General features: G+C 40.4%; 13 protein-coding genes and 2 pseudogenes. 5 read left to right on the forward strand and 10 right to left on the reverse strand.

The genetic code is table 11. The features are described from left to right. The first annotated feature begins 17 nt into the window (after window positions 1–17). The 3 genes from CZ360_RS00810 to CZ360_RS00820 all read left to right on the forward strand — a co-directional run bounded on the left by CZ360_RS00810 (window position 18) and on the right by CZ360_RS00820 (window position 3193). Window positions 18–1322 (forward strand): ABC transporter substrate-binding protein, encoded by a 1305-nt coding sequence (locus CZ360_RS00810; RefSeq protein WP_077532313.1) that lies wholly within the window; start codon window positions 18–20, stop codon window positions 1320–1322. Window positions 1323–1465: 143 nt separating this feature from the next. Continuing rightward, a complete protein-coding gene (locus CZ360_RS00815) occupies window positions 1466–2353 on the forward strand; it encodes a carbohydrate ABC transporter permease (protein WP_077532314.1) in 888 nt (295 codons plus the stop codon). Between the two features lie 15 nt (window positions 2354–2368). Beyond that, window positions 2369–3193, forward strand: a complete 825-nt coding sequence (locus tag CZ360_RS00820; protein ID WP_077532315.1) for a carbohydrate ABC transporter permease — start codon at window positions 2369–2371, stop codon at window positions 3191–3193. Between the two features lie 924 nt (window positions 3194–4117). Here CZ360_RS00820 and yicI read toward each other — a convergent pair. The 4 genes from yicI to CZ360_RS00840 form a co-directional block, all read right to left on the reverse strand. After that, window positions 4118–6439 (reverse strand): alpha-xylosidase, encoded by a 2322-nt coding sequence (gene yicI, locus CZ360_RS00825; protein ID WP_077532316.1) that lies wholly within the window; start codon window positions 6437–6439, stop codon window positions 4118–4120. Between the two features lie 29 nt (window positions 6440–6468). Then, window positions 6469–7305, reverse strand: coding sequence for a carbohydrate ABC transporter permease (locus CZ360_RS00830; protein WP_077532317.1), 837 nt, complete (start codon window positions 7303–7305; stop codon window positions 6469–6471). After that, window positions 7305–8207 (reverse strand): carbohydrate ABC transporter permease, encoded by a 903-nt coding sequence (locus CZ360_RS00835; RefSeq protein ID WP_077532318.1) that lies wholly within the window; start codon window positions 8205–8207, stop codon window positions 7305–7307. The genes CZ360_RS00830 and CZ360_RS00835 overlap by 1 nt, the downstream gene beginning before the upstream one ends. A 72-nt stretch (window positions 8208–8279) precedes the next feature. After that, entirely contained in the window at window positions 8280–9599 is a 1320-nt protein-coding gene (locus CZ360_RS00840; RefSeq protein WP_077532319.1) for an ABC transporter substrate-binding protein, read from the reverse strand. A 124-nt stretch (window positions 9600–9723) separates the two neighbouring features. Here CZ360_RS00840 and CZ360_RS00845 point away from each other — a divergent pair. Next, window positions 9724–10674 (forward strand): annotated as a pseudogene (locus CZ360_RS00845) (IS6 family transposase). Window positions 10675–10756: 82 nt separating this feature from the next. Here the strand turns inward: CZ360_RS00845 and CZ360_RS00850 are convergent. The 4 genes from CZ360_RS00850 to CZ360_RS00865 all read right to left on the reverse strand — a co-directional run bounded on the left by CZ360_RS00850 (window position 10757) and on the right by CZ360_RS00865 (window position 17349). After that, window positions 10757–13063, reverse strand: a complete 2307-nt coding sequence (locus CZ360_RS00850) for a hypothetical protein (RefSeq protein WP_077532320.1) — start codon at window positions 13061–13063, stop codon at window positions 10757–10759. Between the two features lie 66 nt (window positions 13064–13129). Continuing rightward, a complete protein-coding gene (locus tag CZ360_RS00855) occupies window positions 13130–15463 on the reverse strand; it encodes a hypothetical protein (protein ID WP_143530105.1) in 2334 nt (777 codons plus the stop codon). Between the two features lie 438 nt (window positions 15464–15901). Then, a complete protein-coding gene (locus CZ360_RS00860) occupies window positions 15902–16948 on the reverse strand; it encodes a LacI family DNA-binding transcriptional regulator (RefSeq protein ID WP_077532322.1) in 1047 nt (348 codons plus the stop codon). Window positions 16949–17154: 206 nt separating this feature from the next. After that, window positions 17155–17349, reverse strand: a complete 195-nt coding sequence (locus CZ360_RS00865; RefSeq protein ID WP_077532323.1) for a hypothetical protein — start codon at window positions 17347–17349, stop codon at window positions 17155–17157. A 217-nt stretch (window positions 17350–17566) separates the two neighbouring features. On the opposite strand from CZ360_RS00865, the gene CZ360_RS00870 reads away from it, so the two are divergent. Then, window positions 17567–17908 carry a transposase gene (locus tag CZ360_RS00870; protein WP_229407952.1) on the forward strand — a complete coding sequence of 114 codons (342 nt, stop codon included), beginning with the start codon at window positions 17567–17569 and terminating at the stop codon, window positions 17906–17908. A gap of 223 nt (window positions 17909–18131) precedes the next feature. Here the strand turns inward: CZ360_RS00870 and CZ360_RS00875 are convergent. Both CZ360_RS00875 and CZ360_RS00880 read right to left on the reverse strand, forming a co-directional pair. Continuing rightward, a pseudogene (locus CZ360_RS00875) lies at window positions 18132–19370 on the reverse strand (IS256 family transposase). Beyond that, window positions 19336–19848, reverse strand: coding sequence for a hypothetical protein (locus tag CZ360_RS00880; protein WP_077532324.1), 513 nt, complete (start codon window positions 19846–19848; stop codon window positions 19336–19338). The pseudogene CZ360_RS00875 and the gene CZ360_RS00880 overlap by 35 nt, the downstream one beginning before the upstream one ends. Window positions 19849–19908 lie beyond the last annotated feature (60 nt).

A 19908-nucleotide genomic window follows, 5' to 3' on the forward strand; every position in this document is an offset into this window, starting at 1 on the left:
ATGAAAGGAGAATCGTTATGAAAAAGATCGCAATGAAGGCCTTGGCACTTTCAGTGTGTACGATTTGTATGCTGTCGTTCACAGCTTGTTCCAAGAACTCTGACGGCTCGGCTTCTACACCAGGGGAAGTCTCCGGAGATGCGGTAAAGATTACAGTTTGGGATGTTTATGGGCCGGGAAAAGGAATGGATAAAGCGGTAGAAGCTTTTAACTCGAGCCACAGCGATATTGCTGTAACGGAGGAATACATAACTGACCAGGCAGAAATGATGCAAAAAATCCAGGTTGCGGCAGCATCATCTGGAGAGAATATGCCGGATGTCGCATTAACCGATATGATTAATTCACCATTAATTAACGAAATAGTAGAGTTAGTGGATCTGTCCACATATCTTGAAACTGACGAAAAGCTTCCTGCCGAAGATTTTTATGAAAATCTTTTGCAATATGGTCAGGTCGATGGAAAACAGATCTCTATTCCCGGATATGTTAACAATATGATTCTTTATTATAATAAAGAATTATTTGAGAACGCGGGGTTGGATCCGGAACAACCGCCGAAAACCTGGGATGAATTAGTTTCTTACGCACAAAAACTGACAACGGACAAAGTAATCGGCTATATGCCAAGCTGCCTGATTGACACTTATTATGAAGCAACATCTTGGCAATATCAAATATTTGTTTGGCAATGTGGCGGAGAAATGTGGGATCGCTCACAGAATTTCAAACCAATGTTTAACTCACCGGAAGGAATAGAGGCAATGCAGTTTCTGCATGACCTGATATACAAGTACAAAGTCAGTACAGTGACTCCTCCGGAAAATGCTTTCCCGACCGAACAACTGGCGATGATTATGGAAGGCACCTGGATGGGAGGAGACTACTTGGCCGCGTTGGAAGATAAACTTGGAGCAGCTCCATTGCCCTACAACAAAGAACCTGCAACCAATACAGGCGGAGAGCAATGGTGTATTATCTCTTCCGATCAAGTGAAGGAAGACGCTGCCTGGGAATTTATTAGTTATATGGAAAATGATGAAGAAGCGCTCTCGACTATCTTTAGCTCAGGTTATGTGCCTGCACGAAAGAGCCTGGCAGAAAGCGACTTTGTACTTAGCCTTGCTGAAACCAGTCCTGCAATCAGGGCTTCTTTGGATTCACTTCCGAGTTCTAAAATGAGAATTGCCTCTCCAAAGTACAATGCCGCTTCCGAAGCAAGTGCAGGCTACCTGCAGCAAGTATTGTATGATAAGATTTCAGTAGAAGAAGGCGTACAATTAGCTGCCGAAGAATTTGAATCAGTTCTGAATGGCAATTAATCCGCAATCAGTATTCTGCATTTACTGAAATGCAACTATGATAAATTCGGGCAGTGTTATAATTTCTAATTAACTGCCCGAATTTATACTATATCTAGATTAATAATCAACGAACCTAGTAGTTTAATTGGAGGGGTGCAGGCATGCCAAAACTCAATCTCCGGCAAAAGGAAAATCTAGATGGATATCTATTCTTAACACCGGCAATTTTGTTTTTTGCAGTATTCATGGTTTATCCTTTTTTCTATAGTTTTTATTTAAGCTTACAAGAGAAAACCGGTATGAAGCTGACAGATCTGTCATTTGCAGGACTGACACAATATCAAAAGGTATTAGCGGATCCGGAATTTATTTCTTCATTGATTAACACAGGAATTTATACATTTTCCGTTGTGTTCTTTCAAGTAGCAATTGGTTTATTAACCGCGGTTGTACTAAATCGTGCTTTGATTGGAAAAACTTTGACACGGTCTTTTTTCTTTATACCTGTCATTATCTCAACGATCGTATGCGGCGTTATCTGGACATGGATGTACGATCCGGCAGCCTCCGGTCTAATGAATCGTGCTATATCAATATTCGGAATTGAACCAATAGCCTGGCTGAAGGACCCTAAATGGGCAATGACTTCGGTTATCGTTATGAGTATCTGGAAATGGATTGGCTATCATATGGTCATCTATTTAGCTGGTTTGCAAGGAATATCTAATGACTATTACGAGGCCGCTTCCCTGGAAGGGGCGAATGTATTGCAGAAATTTATACATATTACTTTTCCACTGCTGTCTAATACAACTTGGCTTTTGGTCATTACGTCCATTATAAATTCCTTCCAAATATTTGATCAGATTTATACCATGACAAACGGCGGCCCAATGGGCGCAACGAATGTAATTGTGTACTTTATTTATAAGGCAGGTTTCATTTCATTTGACCTTCCTTATGCTTCTGCAGCAGCATGGCTTTTGTTCGTTGTGATTTTTATTCTGACTTTAGCTCAGTTAAAAGTGCAATCTAAAAACGAACAGTAGGGATGGTGAACTGATATGCAAGAAAATAAATATAAAATTTCAAGAATTATTTTAGCCGTAATAATGCTTCTGCTGGGTGTCCTTATGATGGTTCCGGTGTTATGGATGGTTGTAACCTCGTTTAAGACAAAGGGAGAGATCTATCTCCCTAACTGGATTCCATCTGTTATTACTATGGAAAATTATGAAACTGTCTTTTCTAAAATTCCAGTACTCAAGATGATTGGCAATTCACTGTTTGTATCTGGTGTTGCTACTTTTTTTCAACTATTAATAGGGACATTGGCCGCATATGCTTTTGCAAGAATCCGTTTTGTTGGACGGAATATTATTTTTACTATTTTTTTGGGAACCATGATGATTCCGGGCTATATCTTAACGATTCCATTGTATTTAATTGTGGATAAGCTTGGTATGGTCAATACACTCGCCGCTTTAATTCTTCCACGCCTGGTATCTGTTTTTGCAATTTTTATGCTGCGGCAATTTTTTTATTCTATCCCTAGAGAATTAGATGAATCTGCTTTTATTGACGGTGCAAGCCGATTCAGAGTATTATTTCAAATTATAGTTCCCCTTTCAAAATCTGCTTATGCTGCATTGCTGATTTTCTCCTTTATGAATATGTGGAATGATTTCATGTGGCCATTGATTGTAACAAATAGCGAAACTATGCGAACTATACAGGTTGGTATTGCTTATTTTAAAGATAGCAATACAATGGATTACGGTGCTACTATGGCAGCTTCACTTCTTGCTTCTATTCCAATTTTAGTTGTCTTCCTGATTGCTAATCGTAGCTTTGTTCAAGGAATTACCATGACTGGAATAAAGGGATAGATATATTAGATGAGTATATAAAAGAACTTGTTGGATATTTACAGCTTTATATCTCAATTGCTTTACCGAATGCTTTATATAATAATGCCCACAGCGGAGCTTCCGCCTGATTTTTCAGGCTGGAGGCTCCGCTGTTTCTCTCTTTGATTCAACTTTACTTCTCCCGACATCCACGGTGAAACGGTTTTTGAAAAATTACTGCAAAACATTGTGCGAATACTAGATTTTCTGGTATAAACACAAAAATAGCCCTCCGTTATGGAGAGCTATTTTTGTGCCAAAGTTTGTACTTTGATTTGGCTTTCATTGACGGAATTGTTACCCTCACCCGGAAAACAAACACGGGAATTGGGATTCGAATTCGATCACTTTTTTGCTTTTACTTTGTGATTTTCTGATTTTTGCTTTTTGATGTCCCATTTTTATAAAAAGGAATAGTTCTTAAAAACGGCTTCAATTCTGGGATTTTAGCATAAAAAAAGAGAGCAAAATTTGGATGTCTCATTTCTGAGTTCCAAATTTCGACCTCTGTTCAAATCCTACATGTTTTTTCTATTTTCATGCCGATAGATCTAAATATCATACAGTAAAACCCTCTGAGAACATTATTTAATAGGTAAGCATAAAGAATCTTTCCTTCATCATCTTTCTTCTATGGAGTGCCAGAGATTTATACACTCTACAATAAGTCTCCAAGTCTTACAATAAAACCAGCAGGGGAAGAAAAATATCGGTAGTGTAACATCTACCGATATTTTTCTTCCCCTGCTGGTTAGTTAAACAACTGTATTATTTTGTATGCCTGTCTACGCCAAGTGAATGGTATTAGTAGTAAGGTGTCTGTAATTATCATACAAAATATTAAGCACATCAGTTTGATTAAGCAGACACGCTATCTTTATACTTGATCTTACCTTTACCTTCTTAAATTTCTTCAATTTGATATTCTTTTAAGTCCAAATCCGGAGTAATTCTTACACATCCATTCTGAGAAACAAACGTTTCGCCAAATGCTTTTAAAGGATTCTCTGCATGAAATACTAATGAATAGGGCTTCTGCACGTCGGAAACAGAAACACTTATAGCTTTTTTATTTCTTCTGGTTTTGATGGAAAGCGCTTTTTGGCCTGAGTGTGAATATACGGTACATTCAGCTCCAAACCTTAGATGGTAAATATGCAGTTCGACATTGTCTTCGTAATGATAGTCTACGGTATCATCTCGTGTCCCAATTGGAATAATACAATCTTCTCGCGCTAAAAGCGGTAGTGAAAAATAATCAAATCTCCCTTTATGCATTTTCCCACCAGCTAGTTTTTCTCCAGTCAATATGTTAGTCCAAAGTCCTTCTGGAAGATAGTATTCTACATCTCCACTCTCCCTGAAAATTGGTGCCACTAATAAAGCGTCACCAAACATATACTGCATGTCCAAAGTCTTGCAAGTGAAATCGCTATCAAATTCCAAAATCATTGGTCTTAGAACCGGTATCCCGTTTTTCGAGGCTTCATATGATTTAGCAAATATGTAAGGCATCAATTTACACTTTAATTTCACAAAATATCTCAAAACATCCACAGCCTCTTCCCCAAAAAGCCACGGAACCCGATGTGTCTCGCTGCCATGCAGGCGGCTGTGGGTCGAAAGCAAGCCAAAGGCGCACCAACGTTTATAAAGATCTGGTGTTGCAGTCTTTTCAAATCCACTCATATCGTGACTCCAGAAACCAAATCCTGCCAAACTTAAGGAAAGGCCACCGCGCAATGTCTCTGCCATAGAACCATAACTAGAATAACTGTCTCCAGCCCACTGTAGAGGAAGTTTTTGGGAACCAACTGTAGCAGACCTACCGAAAATGATTCCATTTCCCTTTCCGTAATATTCCTCTACCGTCTGAAAAACTGTACTGTTGTAAAGGTAGGTGTAGTAATTATGCATCTTTTCCGGATCAGAGCCATCATAAAATTCTACATCTTCTGTAGGAATTGTTTCTCCAAAATCCGTTTTAAACGCCGAAATACCGGTATCCATTTTTTCAATCAGCTTTGTGGCAAACCATTTTCTGGCAGACGGGTTGGTAAAATCGATAATTGCAGAACCTGGCATCCACAAATCCATCTGCCAAACACTACCATCTTTTCGCTTTAAGAAATATCCTTTCTCTGCACACTCTTCAAACACCGGAGATTTTTGTCCAATATAAGGATTAATCCACATCGAAAGCTTGATTCCTTGTTCCGCTAATTCTTTGGCTAAACCCTTGGGGTTGGGAAATCTTTTTTTATCCCATTCGAAATCACAGAAGCAGTAAGCGTTTTGGCAAAAACTGTCTAGATGTATTACACTGAGTGGGATATCTCGTTCTTTCATTCCCTTGACAAAATCCCTAATTGTGTTTTCATCATATTCTGTAGTAAACGAAGAGGAAAGCCACAAGCCAAAAGACCATGCAGGAGGAATACTGGGCCTTCCAGTCAGATCAGTATAACTGCTTACAACATTCTTTAAGCTATCCCCACCAAAAACAAAATACTCTAAGCTTTCGCCTCTGACAGAGAATCCTACTCCTGTAACAACTTCAGATGCCGCTTCCACAGAAATCCGTTCCGGGTGATTGATAAAGACACCATATCTATTGGAGGAAACATAGAATGGTATGTTCTTATAAGCCTGTTCGCTTGCTGTTCCACCATCTAAATTCCACAGTTCAATCTGTTGTCCATTTTTTACAAAATTTGTAAAACGTTCTCCAAATCCATAAATATATTCACCGGCTCCAACATAAAGTTGTTCTTTCATATACGGTGAGTTTTTGTCCTGATCTACAACAACGTAACCCATATCTTTCCGGGTAGTTCCCGTCAAATACCGGTCTTTATGATAGAATTTCATACTCCAACCGTTTTCATCAGTAATTTCTACTGACGTGTCTCCACTCTGCAGACGCGCATATCTTTCTCCAATATTTATTTTCGGAGCAGTTTCAGTTCTATTTAGTTTAAACTCAGGTTGTGACCTTTTGTAGCCTTTCCAATGAGTATGCCGAACCCCAATTACATTCGGAGCTGGAGAAAAAAGTTCTGTGAAGATCAGTTTTGCGTTTGTCGTTTCCCCTCTATGAGGAACAATCTTATGGGAGCTGGTTACAATAATCTTTTCTCCCAATACTTGTATATCTACGATTTCCGTTGGCGTAAAAAAATTAACGCCCTTCTTCCTATACCAATAACCATCATTAAATTTCATAAAACTTCTCCTATTTTTCTCTGTTTATATTACCCTTTTACCGCTCCGGCCGTAAGTCCTCTTACAAGTCCTTTTTGTGCAATAAGGGTAAATAGAATCGCAGGAATGGCAAAAGCAATTCCCATTGCTGTCATCCGTCCCCAAAAGATGCGCTGAGACGTTATATTTCCCGCAATATATACTGGGAGAGTCATAGATCTCGCGCTACTGGTAGTAAGCATAGCAAAGAAAAATTCATTCCAGGAGGCCAGAAAGCTAAACACAGTGGCAACTGCAATCATTGGAACTGTAATAGGTACCACAATTCTTACCAACGTACTTAAAGGCCCAAGACCATCGATATATGAGGCTTGTATAAGTTCACCAGGAACCTTCTTAAAATTCCCATACATCATCCAAATATTAAGCGTCAGCTGAAGAGGAATATAAATTATTATTAAAGCCAATTTTGTATCCAGCAATCCCAGATTTCGCATCATCAAATACATAGGAATTCCCAGAACTACTACTGGAAGCATTCTAACTGCAGTAATTAAAAGAAAAACTGTTTTACTTCCTTTATAGGGATATCTTGCAAATCCATAGGAAGCGGGAATGCCGATCAGCATGGATAAAAGGGTGCTTCCCAATGCAATGATGACACTGTTTCCAAATCTCTGGACAAAATCCCCACTGCTAAAAGCATCAATATAATTTTTGAAGGACACTGGATCGGGTAACCAAATAGGTGGAATGGCAAATATCTGAACTTCAGGTTTCAATGAAGTAATCAATGTCCATAAAAACGGAAACAACACGAAGATAGAAGTTAAAAATAAGACGAAATACTTTATAAAGTATCCGATTACTTTTTTGTAGCCTTTCATTACATTACATCCTCCTCAGAATCACCCATGAGTTTGAACAAAGTAAAACAGGCAATTCCTACAATAATTAAACTCATAAATGAGGCCGCGGCTCCTACCCCAAAATGGAGTCTGGTAAAGGAGGTAGTATAGATATAAGTGCTAGCAACCTCGGTAGAATTTCCCGGTCCTCCTGATGTTAGAACATACACGATATCAAACACACGGAAGGCGTCAGCCAGTCGTATTACCAAAATCGTTAATATTGTATATTTTAATTGCGGAAGTGTTATATACCAAAATTCTTGAATTAAATTTGCTCCGTCTAGCCTTCCTGCCTCATATAAAGTTTCTGGCAATGACAACAAAGCAGAAACTAAAACTAAGATGCAGAATGGTACTGCCAGCCAAACATTAGCTAAAATAATAGCCGCAAACGCCGAAGTGGGATTTGCAAACCACGTCGGACCTTTTACTCCAAAAATAGAAAGTATATTATTCACAACACCATACTGGTCAGTAAGCATCCATCTCCACTGAAGTCCCGAAACCAATGGAGCTATCATAAGAGGAAGCGTGTATAACAGTTTAAATACCTTGTGTCCGGGAGGCTGTGAATTTAATGTAAGGGAAACAATAAAGCCAACAATAATTTCCAATACAATTGTACATGCAACAAATTTTAACGTATTAACTAGAGCATTTTGAAAATCTGAGGATTGAATTGCCTTGATATAGTTATCGAAACCAATAAAATCAAACTTACCTGAAAAAACAGAGGCCGAGTCGCTAAAACTAAGAAGTAATGACCAACCAATTGGATATAATACAGTAGCTATCATAACCAAAATCGCAGGTAAAGTCATAAGTATTCCGGATCGTTTTTCACGTGATCCCAACTTGGTAGCTGTTTTGCTTAACATAACATTCTCTCCTTATTAGTGCTGGCAATTCACATGAAAGTGAATTGCCAGCACCGATCACGACGTAATCTATCAGGATCCTGATAAGATTCCCTTCAAATCTTTTGCGGTTGCTGCAACTTCTTCGTCAATTCCAGTAATTCCGGACATCACGTTGGAAAGTGTAAGGGACAGGCGTTCCTGTACAGCCGGGAAATAAGGTGTATTAGTAACATTCTGCGCTCTTAAACAAGATTCATCAATTACCCCTAAAACATTTTTAATGTCATCGCCGACTTCACTGCTGTCCTGAATAGCTGCCATAGCACTGGCTCTAGGATTCGGCGTTGCTTGATCAATACTAAATCTGGTAAGAACGTCTTTAGAGGTGGCCCATACACAATACATCCAAGCAGCATCCTTATTTTTAGACGCTGAAGAGACTCCATAGCCAAAGGCCCACAAGGCGCTGGTTGCATCAGTTCCCTTTGGAGGAGCGGCAATTCCAACTTTCCCTACAACATTGGACTGTTCGGGATCCTGAGCACCTGCGTAGAAATAGGGCCATTCGGATACCATTGCCACTTGGCCTTCCAAGAAAAGATTATAAACATCCCCGTTTTCATACCCTAACGCACCTTCCGGGCTGGACTTGTCCACATGCTGAAGGTCATACATCCATTGCAGAGCATTTTTCACTTCCGGAGAGTCAAATGTAACTTCTCCTGTCTCGGCATTCCAATAGTTACCGCCTGCTTGAAGAATTTTATCTAAAAAATGTGTTACAGGTTCCAATACTGCGGCGGCTTCAAGGCAGGTGCCATAAATGCCCTTCTCTTCATCGGTAAGGATTTTTGCATATTCTCTGTATTCATCCCAAGTTTCGGGCGGAGAATCTAATCCGGCCGCCTCAAACAAATCTGTCCGGTAGAAAATTACTGGCGTATGGTACTGGAAGGGAATACCATACAAGGTACCATTATAGCTCATGGTGGAAAGACCCGATTCGGAAAAATCATCTATGTCGATCTGTGTTTTGATTTCATCAGTCACTTCTTCCAGGTAACCCATCGAAGCAAATTCCGGAATCCAAGGCTGATCAAGCTGATAAACATCAATAGAGCCTGTCCCTGCCAAAGCTTCTGTCAGAAATCTGTCATGTGTATTCGCATGTGCTACTTCGAAAAACTCCACATTAATCCCAGTTTCTTCTGTGAATTCAGGGGTAACACTTTTGTAGAACTCCCCGAAAGCGGAGCCGGATTCACCTGCATAAACAATTTTTGTTCCTTCGTAGGGCTTGTCCGAGTTCCCACTTTGCTGAGACGCGGATGATGACCCACCGCCGGATGCGCAAGCTGTCACACTGATGGCCATGGCTAGTGCTAGAATCGTCGCTAACATTTTCTTCATAATATCGTCTCCTTTTTGTTTTTATCGGACTGTAAAGTTAAATGAAAGTTGAGGACCCGTCAGCCCTTCTGGTACAATGGTTTTACCACAAACACAAGTACCTCCCGAAAGGAGACGGGTCCTCATGGCAAAATTATATCAAGTATGCTGCCCGAAGTGCAACAACAAAACGGACTTTTATCGCTACGGAAAAGATGCTCATGGTCATCAAAAGTATCAGTGCAAAAAGTGTTGACATCAGTGGGCGCCTGAGACACCTGAGCGCGTTTACACACGAACGATGAATTACCCTGCTTGCCCAGTTTGCGGGAAAGCTACCTTCCTGCACCACGACAGAGAACATTACACCCACTATACCTGCTCCGACAAAAAATGCCGCCATTCCGTGTTCGTACCAAAGCCTACGGCCATTTCCGCCCCATCCATGTCCAAACTGTTCGGTAAGACGGATTTCAAGCGGATGCGCTACCCTGTCCATGTGATTCTCATGGCCTTGAGCATGTTCTACCTGGGCAAAAACTCGTTCCGCAACATCGCGCTGATTTTGCGTACGGTGATGAATGTCCGGGTATCTCACACGACCATCAGTAACTGGTGTACTAACTTCGCCCCGATGTTCCAAAACATGGCTATACAGCTCATTCCGGCGCTCAATTTCAACTCTGACGAGTGGCACGCCGATGAAACTGTTGTGAAGATACTGGGCGAGAAATACTACCTCTGGCTCATTTTGGACAGTGAGACACGCTTTGTCCTCGGTTTCCATTTAGACCGCCACAGGGATAGTCCACAGGCTTTTACCATACTGGAAGCCGTGAAGCCTTTAGGCTCACCGGGAGCCATTGTCAGCGACCGTTACTTTGCCTACCAGATGCCTGTCAAGACACTGCATGGGGTAAAGCATATCCGTGTGCAGAGCTTCCACGACGACATTACCAACAACCTCATTTCCTTGTTCATCTTTTTCTACAACTTCGTCCGTCCTCATTCCGCCTTGAACGGCCTTACTCCGGCTCAGTGCGCCGGCCTTCAACTGTCCAAAAAGCGCAAACGCGAGCTTCTGCTCCTTGCGTAGCGCTTTTCTGTGCTTTCGGGTTCTACTTTTTCATTTTTACTTTACAGTACCGTTTTTATTAGTAACATGGTAAAACCATATTCTAATCATTAAAATACTTTTTTTCTATCTCATCGAAATCAGTAGTATTAAAGCGGTCCTTGAGAGTCCAATATCCTTTTATGGCTACAGCTTGAATCCATGGGAAACAAGTTTTGTTTCCTTCCCCTTTCCAACGATGTCCAAATCCGGTATCTGTGGCGAACATAGGATCATCTACGCCAAACCAACTTACTAAATAGCCCTCTTCTTGTAATCCATAATATTTATAACCCCAATCCTTTTCCGGTAAAGCAACCGTCTGGTTGCAGCCATACCAGTACAGCCGTGCCGCTTCAAACAATTCTTTATCTTTAGAGAGAATCGCAATTTCAGTAAGTTCCGACGCACACATTAATTGGAACATGTGGACGTATCCCGCTCCGCAGGTATCACAGGCTCCAATCCCCAAGCTGCGGAATCCATATTTTTCCAAAGTACTGTCCTTCGGAAGAGGAATATCCCACAAACATACCCATGAAGCATAGAAGTGCGCTGCATCAACAGCACCGTCTAAAAAGACTTTTTCTTCTGTTGCTTTGTAGAGGGACAGCATTCCCAGCATTGGATAAAGCATGCTCTCATTATCAATTAACTGGCCTTTACGATAGATGCTGTCATGAACTCCGCCATTGTATTTCACCCTATCAATCGGATGCGCTTTGACAAAATATCCGGCTTTTCTAGCACACTCCAAATATTTAATTTCTCCGGTATATTCATACATTTCTACTAATAAAGGAATAGAAGTGGATGTAGAGGATTTCTTTTCATAGATTGTCCCACCAAACCAGATTTCCGGTTCAGTAATCGGTTTTCCGGAAATGTCATAAGCTCTGTACCAAGACCCATCCTCTTCCTGAGTCCGCAACAAAAATCCGCAGTAATTTGTCACTGCATTGATCCAGTTTTGATGATCATTTCCTCTTTCCAATTCATATCGATAAATTCTCAGAAGTGCTGTGGCGTCTTCATTCATACAGCGCAGGTACGAGCCTTTTATTTGAGTCAATCTATCGACCACTTCCTTTTTATTCGTGTAAAGCGGTCCCATCAAACGTTCCAGGTCCTCACCACGGGCATATGCCAACGGGAGAAGAAGCCCTGTCCACCAGAAATTCATTTCTTTGGTGTCAGTATTGTAAAGATTGTAAAACATTCCGCTTTCCGGAATATGGATACTATTAGCAAAAAAGTCGGTAGTTCTTAGCGCGTGCTCTACATAAGTTGGGATATCGTGTTCATACCCATATCGAATGACATTATAGGCGTTTAAAATATTTTGACCTGTAAATCCATATTGTATGATGTTTTCAAGCTGTTCTCCTTTTTGAGGATGGCAGTTTAACACATATCCCGCTGGGAACCCTTTATCCTGTGGGAATTCCAGATAGTAACGATCCAATGCTTCCAAACGATACTCAACAATTCTATCGATGGGTTCGAGCAATTCTACCGGTGTTAAGGTATTTTCTTTGATTATGGTACGAACGCTTTCCCAGCAAGCCGTATTAAAGTTTTCCTGTTGCTCTGCACCGAAAAGATAAGAAACTTCAAGTTTTTCTCCAGAGACTGCCGGCCAAAATGCACCAAACGGCACACTCTTGGATACATACAAACCGATTGTACCCTCACCTTCATAAAATGGATATGCTGCTCTCATATGTACACTGGAATAGCCTTTGCTCCAAACCCCCAAAGCACCAATATCAGTTTTCTGTAAAAATTTAGTTTGTCCTACCTCCCGATTTGGAATGGAATCATACTGCGGCAATACCGCTCGTTCCATCCACAGAGAAACCTTTTGTTCCTCACTATATGCCATAAATTTCGGAAAATTGATCCGATCCTCACGATACAAAAGATTGTCAGTCAGGAAATAATCCTCCAGCCCATCGTCATCTATATCATTTTTATCGAAAATAGCAGGCGGTGCAAAATATCTTAACTGCCTAAAAGTAGGCTGGTCCTGCGGCAGCAATGCTGCGGAGCACCATAGACGAACACCTTTTGTTTTTTCAGAACTTTCTACTTTCAATGTCCGGTCTAATCTGACTCTGCCTGTTTCTGTATGCGAATAGATATCTTCCAGGATAAATTTTCCGTCCTCTCGTCCAGATACTTCAGCAGTACAAATCATTTTATCCCCAACGGTTTCACATCTTGAATACCATGCAAGAATTTTCTCGGTATTATCGCTGACACCGTCCCAAAGTTCTAATTCCACAGGTGAGTCAATAGCAATCAGCGTTGTATCACCAGATCCAGAAATGAGAACCTTTTTATCCTGGCAAAATGCTTGTAATTTCATTATCATACCTCTTTCCTACCAACCTATCGCTATATGAACAAGCAAGTTGGTATCTTTCCAAATTTTTTATTCTTTCGCTAAGGTCAAATCGTATTGTCTTTTTAATTCATCAAAATCGGCGGTTCCAAATTGATCCAACATATTCCAGTAACTAATCAGAGCTACGGCACTAATCCAAGGATAACAGGTCTTATTCCCCTCTCCTTTCCAGCGATGACCAAATCCAGTATTTTCAAATATAGGATCTTCAGCCATAAACCAGTTAATAAGATGTCCCTCTTCCTGTAAGCCGTAAGCACTATAGCCCCAGTCCTTACCGGGTACAGAAACCGTCTGATTACAACCGTGCCAGGTGAGTTCTGCAATTTTAAACATATTTTCATCCCCGGTAGCAAAAGCAATTTCCACCATAGTAGCTACACCCCGATTTTCAAAGGAATGACAATAACCGGCACTTGGCACATCGCAGCTACCGATACCAGTTGTACGGAAACCATATTTTTGTAGAGTACTGCCGGTTGGCTGAGGAATATCCCATAAATACATCCAAGAGGCAAACTGAACAGCTCCTCTGTGCGCATATCTCAGATAGTATTCGTTTTTAGTAATTTTATATAGCTCATTCATCGCAAGCATTGCGTACAAGGTGCTTTCATTATCAACCAAAACACCCTTTTCAAAAATGCTGTCGTGAATGCCTCCGCAGCAACGAACCTTTTCGATCGATACTTCCGCAACGTATTTCCCGGCTTTTTCCGCCGCTTCAAGATACTTGCTTTCATTAGTCTGTTTGTAAAGCTCAATCAGGAATGGAATTGAAGTTGAGGTACAGCCTTTCTTTTCATAATAGGATTTTCCAAACCAGATTTCTGGTTCCACAATTGGAACGCCCGTCGTATCATAGGCACGGAACCAAGTGCCATCCTCTGCCTGAGTTTTCAGTAAAAAGTCACCATAGCGCACAGAGGTTTCAAGCCAATTTTGATGAATAGTTCCCAGTTTTTTCTCAAACTCATACGCACAAATCAACCCGTATGCTTCTTCATTCATGCAGCGTAGGTACGAACCCTTTTTTTCTTTCAGAACTTTGAGAATGTCTTCAAAGTATCCATAAAGGGGGCCCATCAACTCTACCAGGCGATCGCCTTCTGCATAGGACAATGGCAAAATTAAACCAGTCCACCAAAAATCAAACTTTGCCTTTTCAAAGTTATAGAGGTTATAAAAAGTTCCGCTTTCCGGAATATGAATACGATCTGAAAAAAAGTCTAGGGTTTTAACGCCATGGTCTATTAACTTTTTCTCACCATCCCGATATCCCTGCCGCAGGCTACAGTAAGCACTAATCGTATTTTGCCCGGTAAAGCCATATTGAATAATATCGCATAATTGCTTTCCATCCTGGGGATGGCAGTTCAGGACATATCCTGCCGGTTCATTGGGGTCCTCTTCCTTGCTTTTTTCCATATAATATTCATCAACCACATATGTACGGTATTTTGCCAACATTTCCGCTGAAGCCGGTAACTCTACTCTAACAGGAGCCAATTCATTCATACGGCTTGTATACATTCTCCACATCGCATCAATAAAAGAAATCTCTTCAGTAACACGAAATTCATAGGACATTTGAAAAGTCTCGCCAGTTAGTGCAGGCCAATAAGCACCCCATGATTTCTTTTCCTTTGAACATAATGCCAAGGAAGCCTCGCCTTCAAAAAATGGGAATTTTGTCTGAAGCTCTAAACCATTTTTTCCATTCCATATCCCCATACTTCCTACATCCGTTTTTTGGAGAAAAAACGTTTCTTTATTTGGGCGGTTTGGATATTCATCATTTTGGGGAACATCTGCTCTTACTAACGTAAAGGCAAGTCTACTTTCAGGATGATACGCCAAAAAAGCCAGTGTGTTCAAACGGTCATCACGAATAATTCTATTCTGAACCAAGAAATAATCATCGACACCGTCTTCATCCAGATCGTTCTTGTCATAGATACACGGAGGAGCAAAATATTGCATATCTTCAAATTTCGGATGGATATCAGGCAATATTTCGAAATTAATCCCTGATCTAATACCATAATCCTGGCTTCCGTGTTCAACGATAACTTTTCTTTCCAAACTCATCGCATTATCTGATACCTGGTTCCAACAATCAGACACAACTATACTGATATCACACTTTTCATCATAAATACTTCCAGTGCATAAGTACATACTCCCGCTTTTTTCGACACTTTGATAGCAGCATTCCGCGGAACTAAGTCCTCTGTTTGGATGCCATAATTCTACTTTTATAGGACTCTTTGCTATGGCTACCATTTTATCCATATTGTTTTGACAGTAGAAAACTTTCGCCTGTCCAGTATCAATTACAAATTGTAAATCTTTTTTCAAAAAAATTCCTCCTTTAAATAACTCTCCAGCAACGGAATAAACCATCCACTTTTGCCAAAGCACAGAATATATTCAGTTGTCTTTTGTTATCAACCAGCTAGCATGGTGAAAACAAAGGCAAGCAGGAATACGTTGAAATCATTTGTTGGAAACTGAAAATCCAATGAGATATGTGTATTTATGCATAAAATTTTTGGTATAAAAAAAATTCTAATATGAAAATTTCATTAATCGATTAAGCAATTAAAAAATAAATTGCCTCTATCGGCTATTTTCGTTGCTACTCACCTATAGAAGTTTTCTGCATTTTTAGCGAAAGATGAAGTACACCTTTTCGTTCTAGACAAATCATGAAAAAAACGCCCTAAAATGGGTGTTTTTTTCTATCTTTTCCCACTTTTTCGCGAGAACGAAAAGGTGTGCTTAATTCTTATGTAACTATGCAAAAGGATTAATTTTTAGAGAACTTCCATTAACAAATTGGCATTTTAAAAATTCTTGTTTATGCTCACAATTTTTGTTGTTTATTTCCGTAAGCAATTGCTTTGCCGCCTCGTACCCTATTTGTTCCAAAGGAAGACTTACTGTGGCAAGAGTTGGTGATAAAAAGCTTGCAAATTCAAAACCATTAAATCCCACTACTGAGATTTCATTAAGAATCCTTCTATCTGTATCCATGGATTCTTTAATCATGCCCCCTGCCATATGGTCATTCAAAGACAAAATAACTGTAGGCGGATCCTCTAGTGCAACAAGTTCCCTATAAAACTGTCTCCCAGCATTAAAGCTCCAGTCACCGTGTTTGATATACTCTCTTCTCAGCGGTATTCCCTCCGCCGCAAGTTTTTTTTGATATATATTAAATCTCATCTCCGCCGGACGACAAAGTTCATCTCCACCAGATACAAAAGCTATCTTTCTATGTTTTAAAGAAAATACTTTGTCTAAGATTTCTTCCATACTTGATTCATTATCATAACTAATCCAAGATCTCCCATCCACTTCACTAAAACAGTACGCGTAAACAAGAGGAACATTTAAAGGTTTGACCAAGTTTCCCACGTCACGATCCTGCCATCCAATATAGATAATTCCGTCTACTCTTGCTTCCATCAAAATGTCTATTGCATCATTAATTTCTTTTTTGTGTTGCAACACATTTCCAGTATGTTCACCAGCCTTCTGAGTAAGAGACAAATTATTTAAAATCATATGAATATCTATCTGTTCTAGATAACTATTAATTCCTGCAATAATACCCGGAGTTTGAAAATGAGTAATATCCTCTGCCAATACTCCAATCGTTTTCGAACGCTTTTCACGTAAACTTCTAGCAATTTTATTAGGTACATATCCATTTTCTTCAATGATTTTCAAAACTCTGGCTCGCACTTCTTCGCTGACACAACCAGACTTATTATTAATTACATAAGATACTGTAGCAGTAGAAACACCAGCAAGCTTGGAAATTTCATTTATTGTCAAAGCTTCGCCACCTTTATATACGTTTAAATTAAACGATTAAGTTCTTGTTAGTTTATATATTATCACATGACAACTTATATGTCAATACATAATTTTGTAAATTTCTTACATAATATTTAACGTCAACTCCTTTTGATATAATGAAAAAGCGGTCTGCCAACTCGGGTCTTTGACACTTGTTTCGTACATAGATTTCCAAAAATCCTTTAACTAGTGATTTCATCAAGATATTGCTGAAGATCTGGTGGAAGTGCAAAACTTACATTGTCCAAAAATTCAATGACAGTTCCAAACGCCTCTTGTTGTTCATCACTAATAACAGGCTCATTGAGATACTGGGCAAAATGCAGACTGATATATTTACCATAGTAGCCCGGAAAGACATTTAACATTCTTTGCAAAATCGTCTGACTTTTTTCAAGGACTTCAAGTTGAGCGTTTATATATTCCCAATCTTGTTTCTCTGCAAGCTGTTGAACTAATGCTTGCTTTGTTTCTTCCGCTTCGATTTCAATTCTTTTTCTTTCGGAAACTGATGCTGTATCATAAAAGTTGACACCCTATTCTCAAGGATTTTGATATAATCAATATCAATACGAGAATAGGAGAAAACAACGTATGGCACAGAATCAAAGATCTTATGACAATGAATTTAAAGCACAGGCTGTAAAACTTGCTCAGGAAATAGGCGGGCATAAGGCAGCGAAAGAATTAGGAGTTCCTGATGGAACTATTTATTGCTGGATTAAAGCATTCAAAGAAGGTCGCCTCAGCGCAAATGAAGCTGGCCATTCACCTAAGACAGCATTATCCCTTAACGATGAGCTTATTGAACTCAGAAAACGTGTTAAGGAGCAGGATAAGGAAATTCGCCGTTTAAAAGAAGAAAACGAATTTCTTGAAGAAGCCAGTGCTTTTTTCGCAGCCAGCCGTCGGAAGTCAGCAAGAAACAGAGACTAATGTTTATTGCAATCAAAACGGATGACGGCAGGATTAAGGGCAATTTCTGGGTGTGTCCCCAATTTTGTGTAAACTCCAAAACACGATGTAAAACAGAATAAAATATATGATGGCGGCAGCGGAGTATTCCGATGCTGCCATATTTGCAATATAGCACTGGCAGAACCAGAAGTCAAGGGCGACTTGCCGTTCATTTTACCCTTTACTTTCGGTTCGGACTGTGCTAATCCGGCATACGGTCGGCGTAATAAATCGCCAGCTGAGCGTGAATAATACTCCAATCCTGCCGTCTGCCAGTCCACTTTTTCGTGATGTCAATCATAGCCAAATAAAGCATTTTGAACAAGCTGTCATCGGTCGGAAAGACCGATTTGGACTTAGTGACCTTCCGGAGCTGACGGTTGAAACCCTCGATTGCATTGGTGGTATAAATAAGGCGGCGCACCTCTGCGGGAAACTTAAAATATGTGCTTCAGTTGGGCCAGTTTGCCTGCCAGGACAGCGAAATTTTTGGATATTTGCTGTCCCACTTTTCTGCAAACAAGTTCAATGCCTGTAATGCAGCTTCTTCATCCACAGCAGCATAAACCGCCTTTAAATCAGCCATAAGCGCCTTGATATCCTTGTACGAGACATATTTGCTGGAATTACGCAGCTGATGAATAATACAGTTCTGTATATCTGTTTTCGGATAAACAGCCGCGATAGCGTCTGCAAAGCCGGTCAGGTTGTCGGTACAGGCAATGAAGATGTCTTCCACGCCCCTGTTGCGAAGACTGTTCAGCACGGTTGCCCAATATTTCGCACTTTCATTCTCGCCGACCCACATACCGAGTACATCCTTTCTGCCGTCAAGATTGATTCCGATAACGATATACACCGCTTTCTTTACAATCTGACCTTCGCTGCGAACATGGTAATGAATCGCGTCCATAAATACAACCGCATAAATACTTTCAAGCGGCCGCTGCTGCCATTCCTTTGCGACAGGCAGAATTTTATCCGTAATACGGCTTACCGTAGTATCCGACACTTCAAGACCGTATATATCCCGTATATGTCCTTCTATGTCACTTGTGGTCATTCCTTTGGCATACATTGATAATATCTTTTCTTCAACATCCTGCGCAATACCGGTTTGGTTTTTCTTGAGTAACTGCGGCTCAAATTCGCCTTTTCGGTCGCGCGGAGTTTCAACTTCTATATCTCCAAAGCTGGTTTTTAAAGTCTTTTTGCTGTGTCCGTTCCGGCTGTTTTCGGTATCCTTGTTTTTGTAATCGTACTTGCTGTAACCGAGCTCGTCATCCAGCTCCGCGTCCAGCCCGTTTTCCATAAACTCGGCTATGGTTTCCTTGAACAAATCCTGTATGTCCGACATACTGCTGATCTTTGCCACTTTCAGCAATTCGCTGATTTTGGCTCTGCGCTCATTTTCTTCCGGGGTTCTGTTTCTTCTTGACATAAAAATTCCTCCAATGTGTTGTCTCTATTTTACACCACATCGGAGGTTTACACAATATTGGGGATGGTCTCCCGTAGTCAATTTGATCCCTGTCATTTTCATATTCATCCGGCAGTACCGGCATATCGTCATATTTATGCTTGAAGGTCAGATTTATATCTTCGTGGTTTGCAATATAGTCAATAATACTTCTGTACTCGCCGGCAAAATAAGTTTCAAGCTCGCTTGTCAACATACGGATACAGTACGTTTTAACAGCGTTGTACTTACGAAGCAGTTTCTCGGCGGTGATGACTTTCACTTCATGCCGAATAAGCCAATCTTCCGCTTCATCGAGGGTATCCATATCTCCGTCAAACATCTTTTCATAAAATCTGATCGGCAGTTTGGCGGTACAGTATTCGGTTTCACCGGAGCTGTTACGAAGATGTACCGAATAAAACAGCCTCCCAATAAACTGGAATTTAAGACTTGCCAAAAGAAGCCGCCGTTCATAATCCAGACGCTCTTTCCCGAAAGCGAGGCAGTACAGTAGATT

The sequence above is a fragment of the Massiliimalia massiliensis genome (assembly GCF_900155615.1).
In the GTDB taxonomy this organism is placed as follows: domain Bacteria; phylum Bacillota; class Clostridia; order Oscillospirales; family Ruminococcaceae; genus Massiliimalia; species Massiliimalia massiliensis.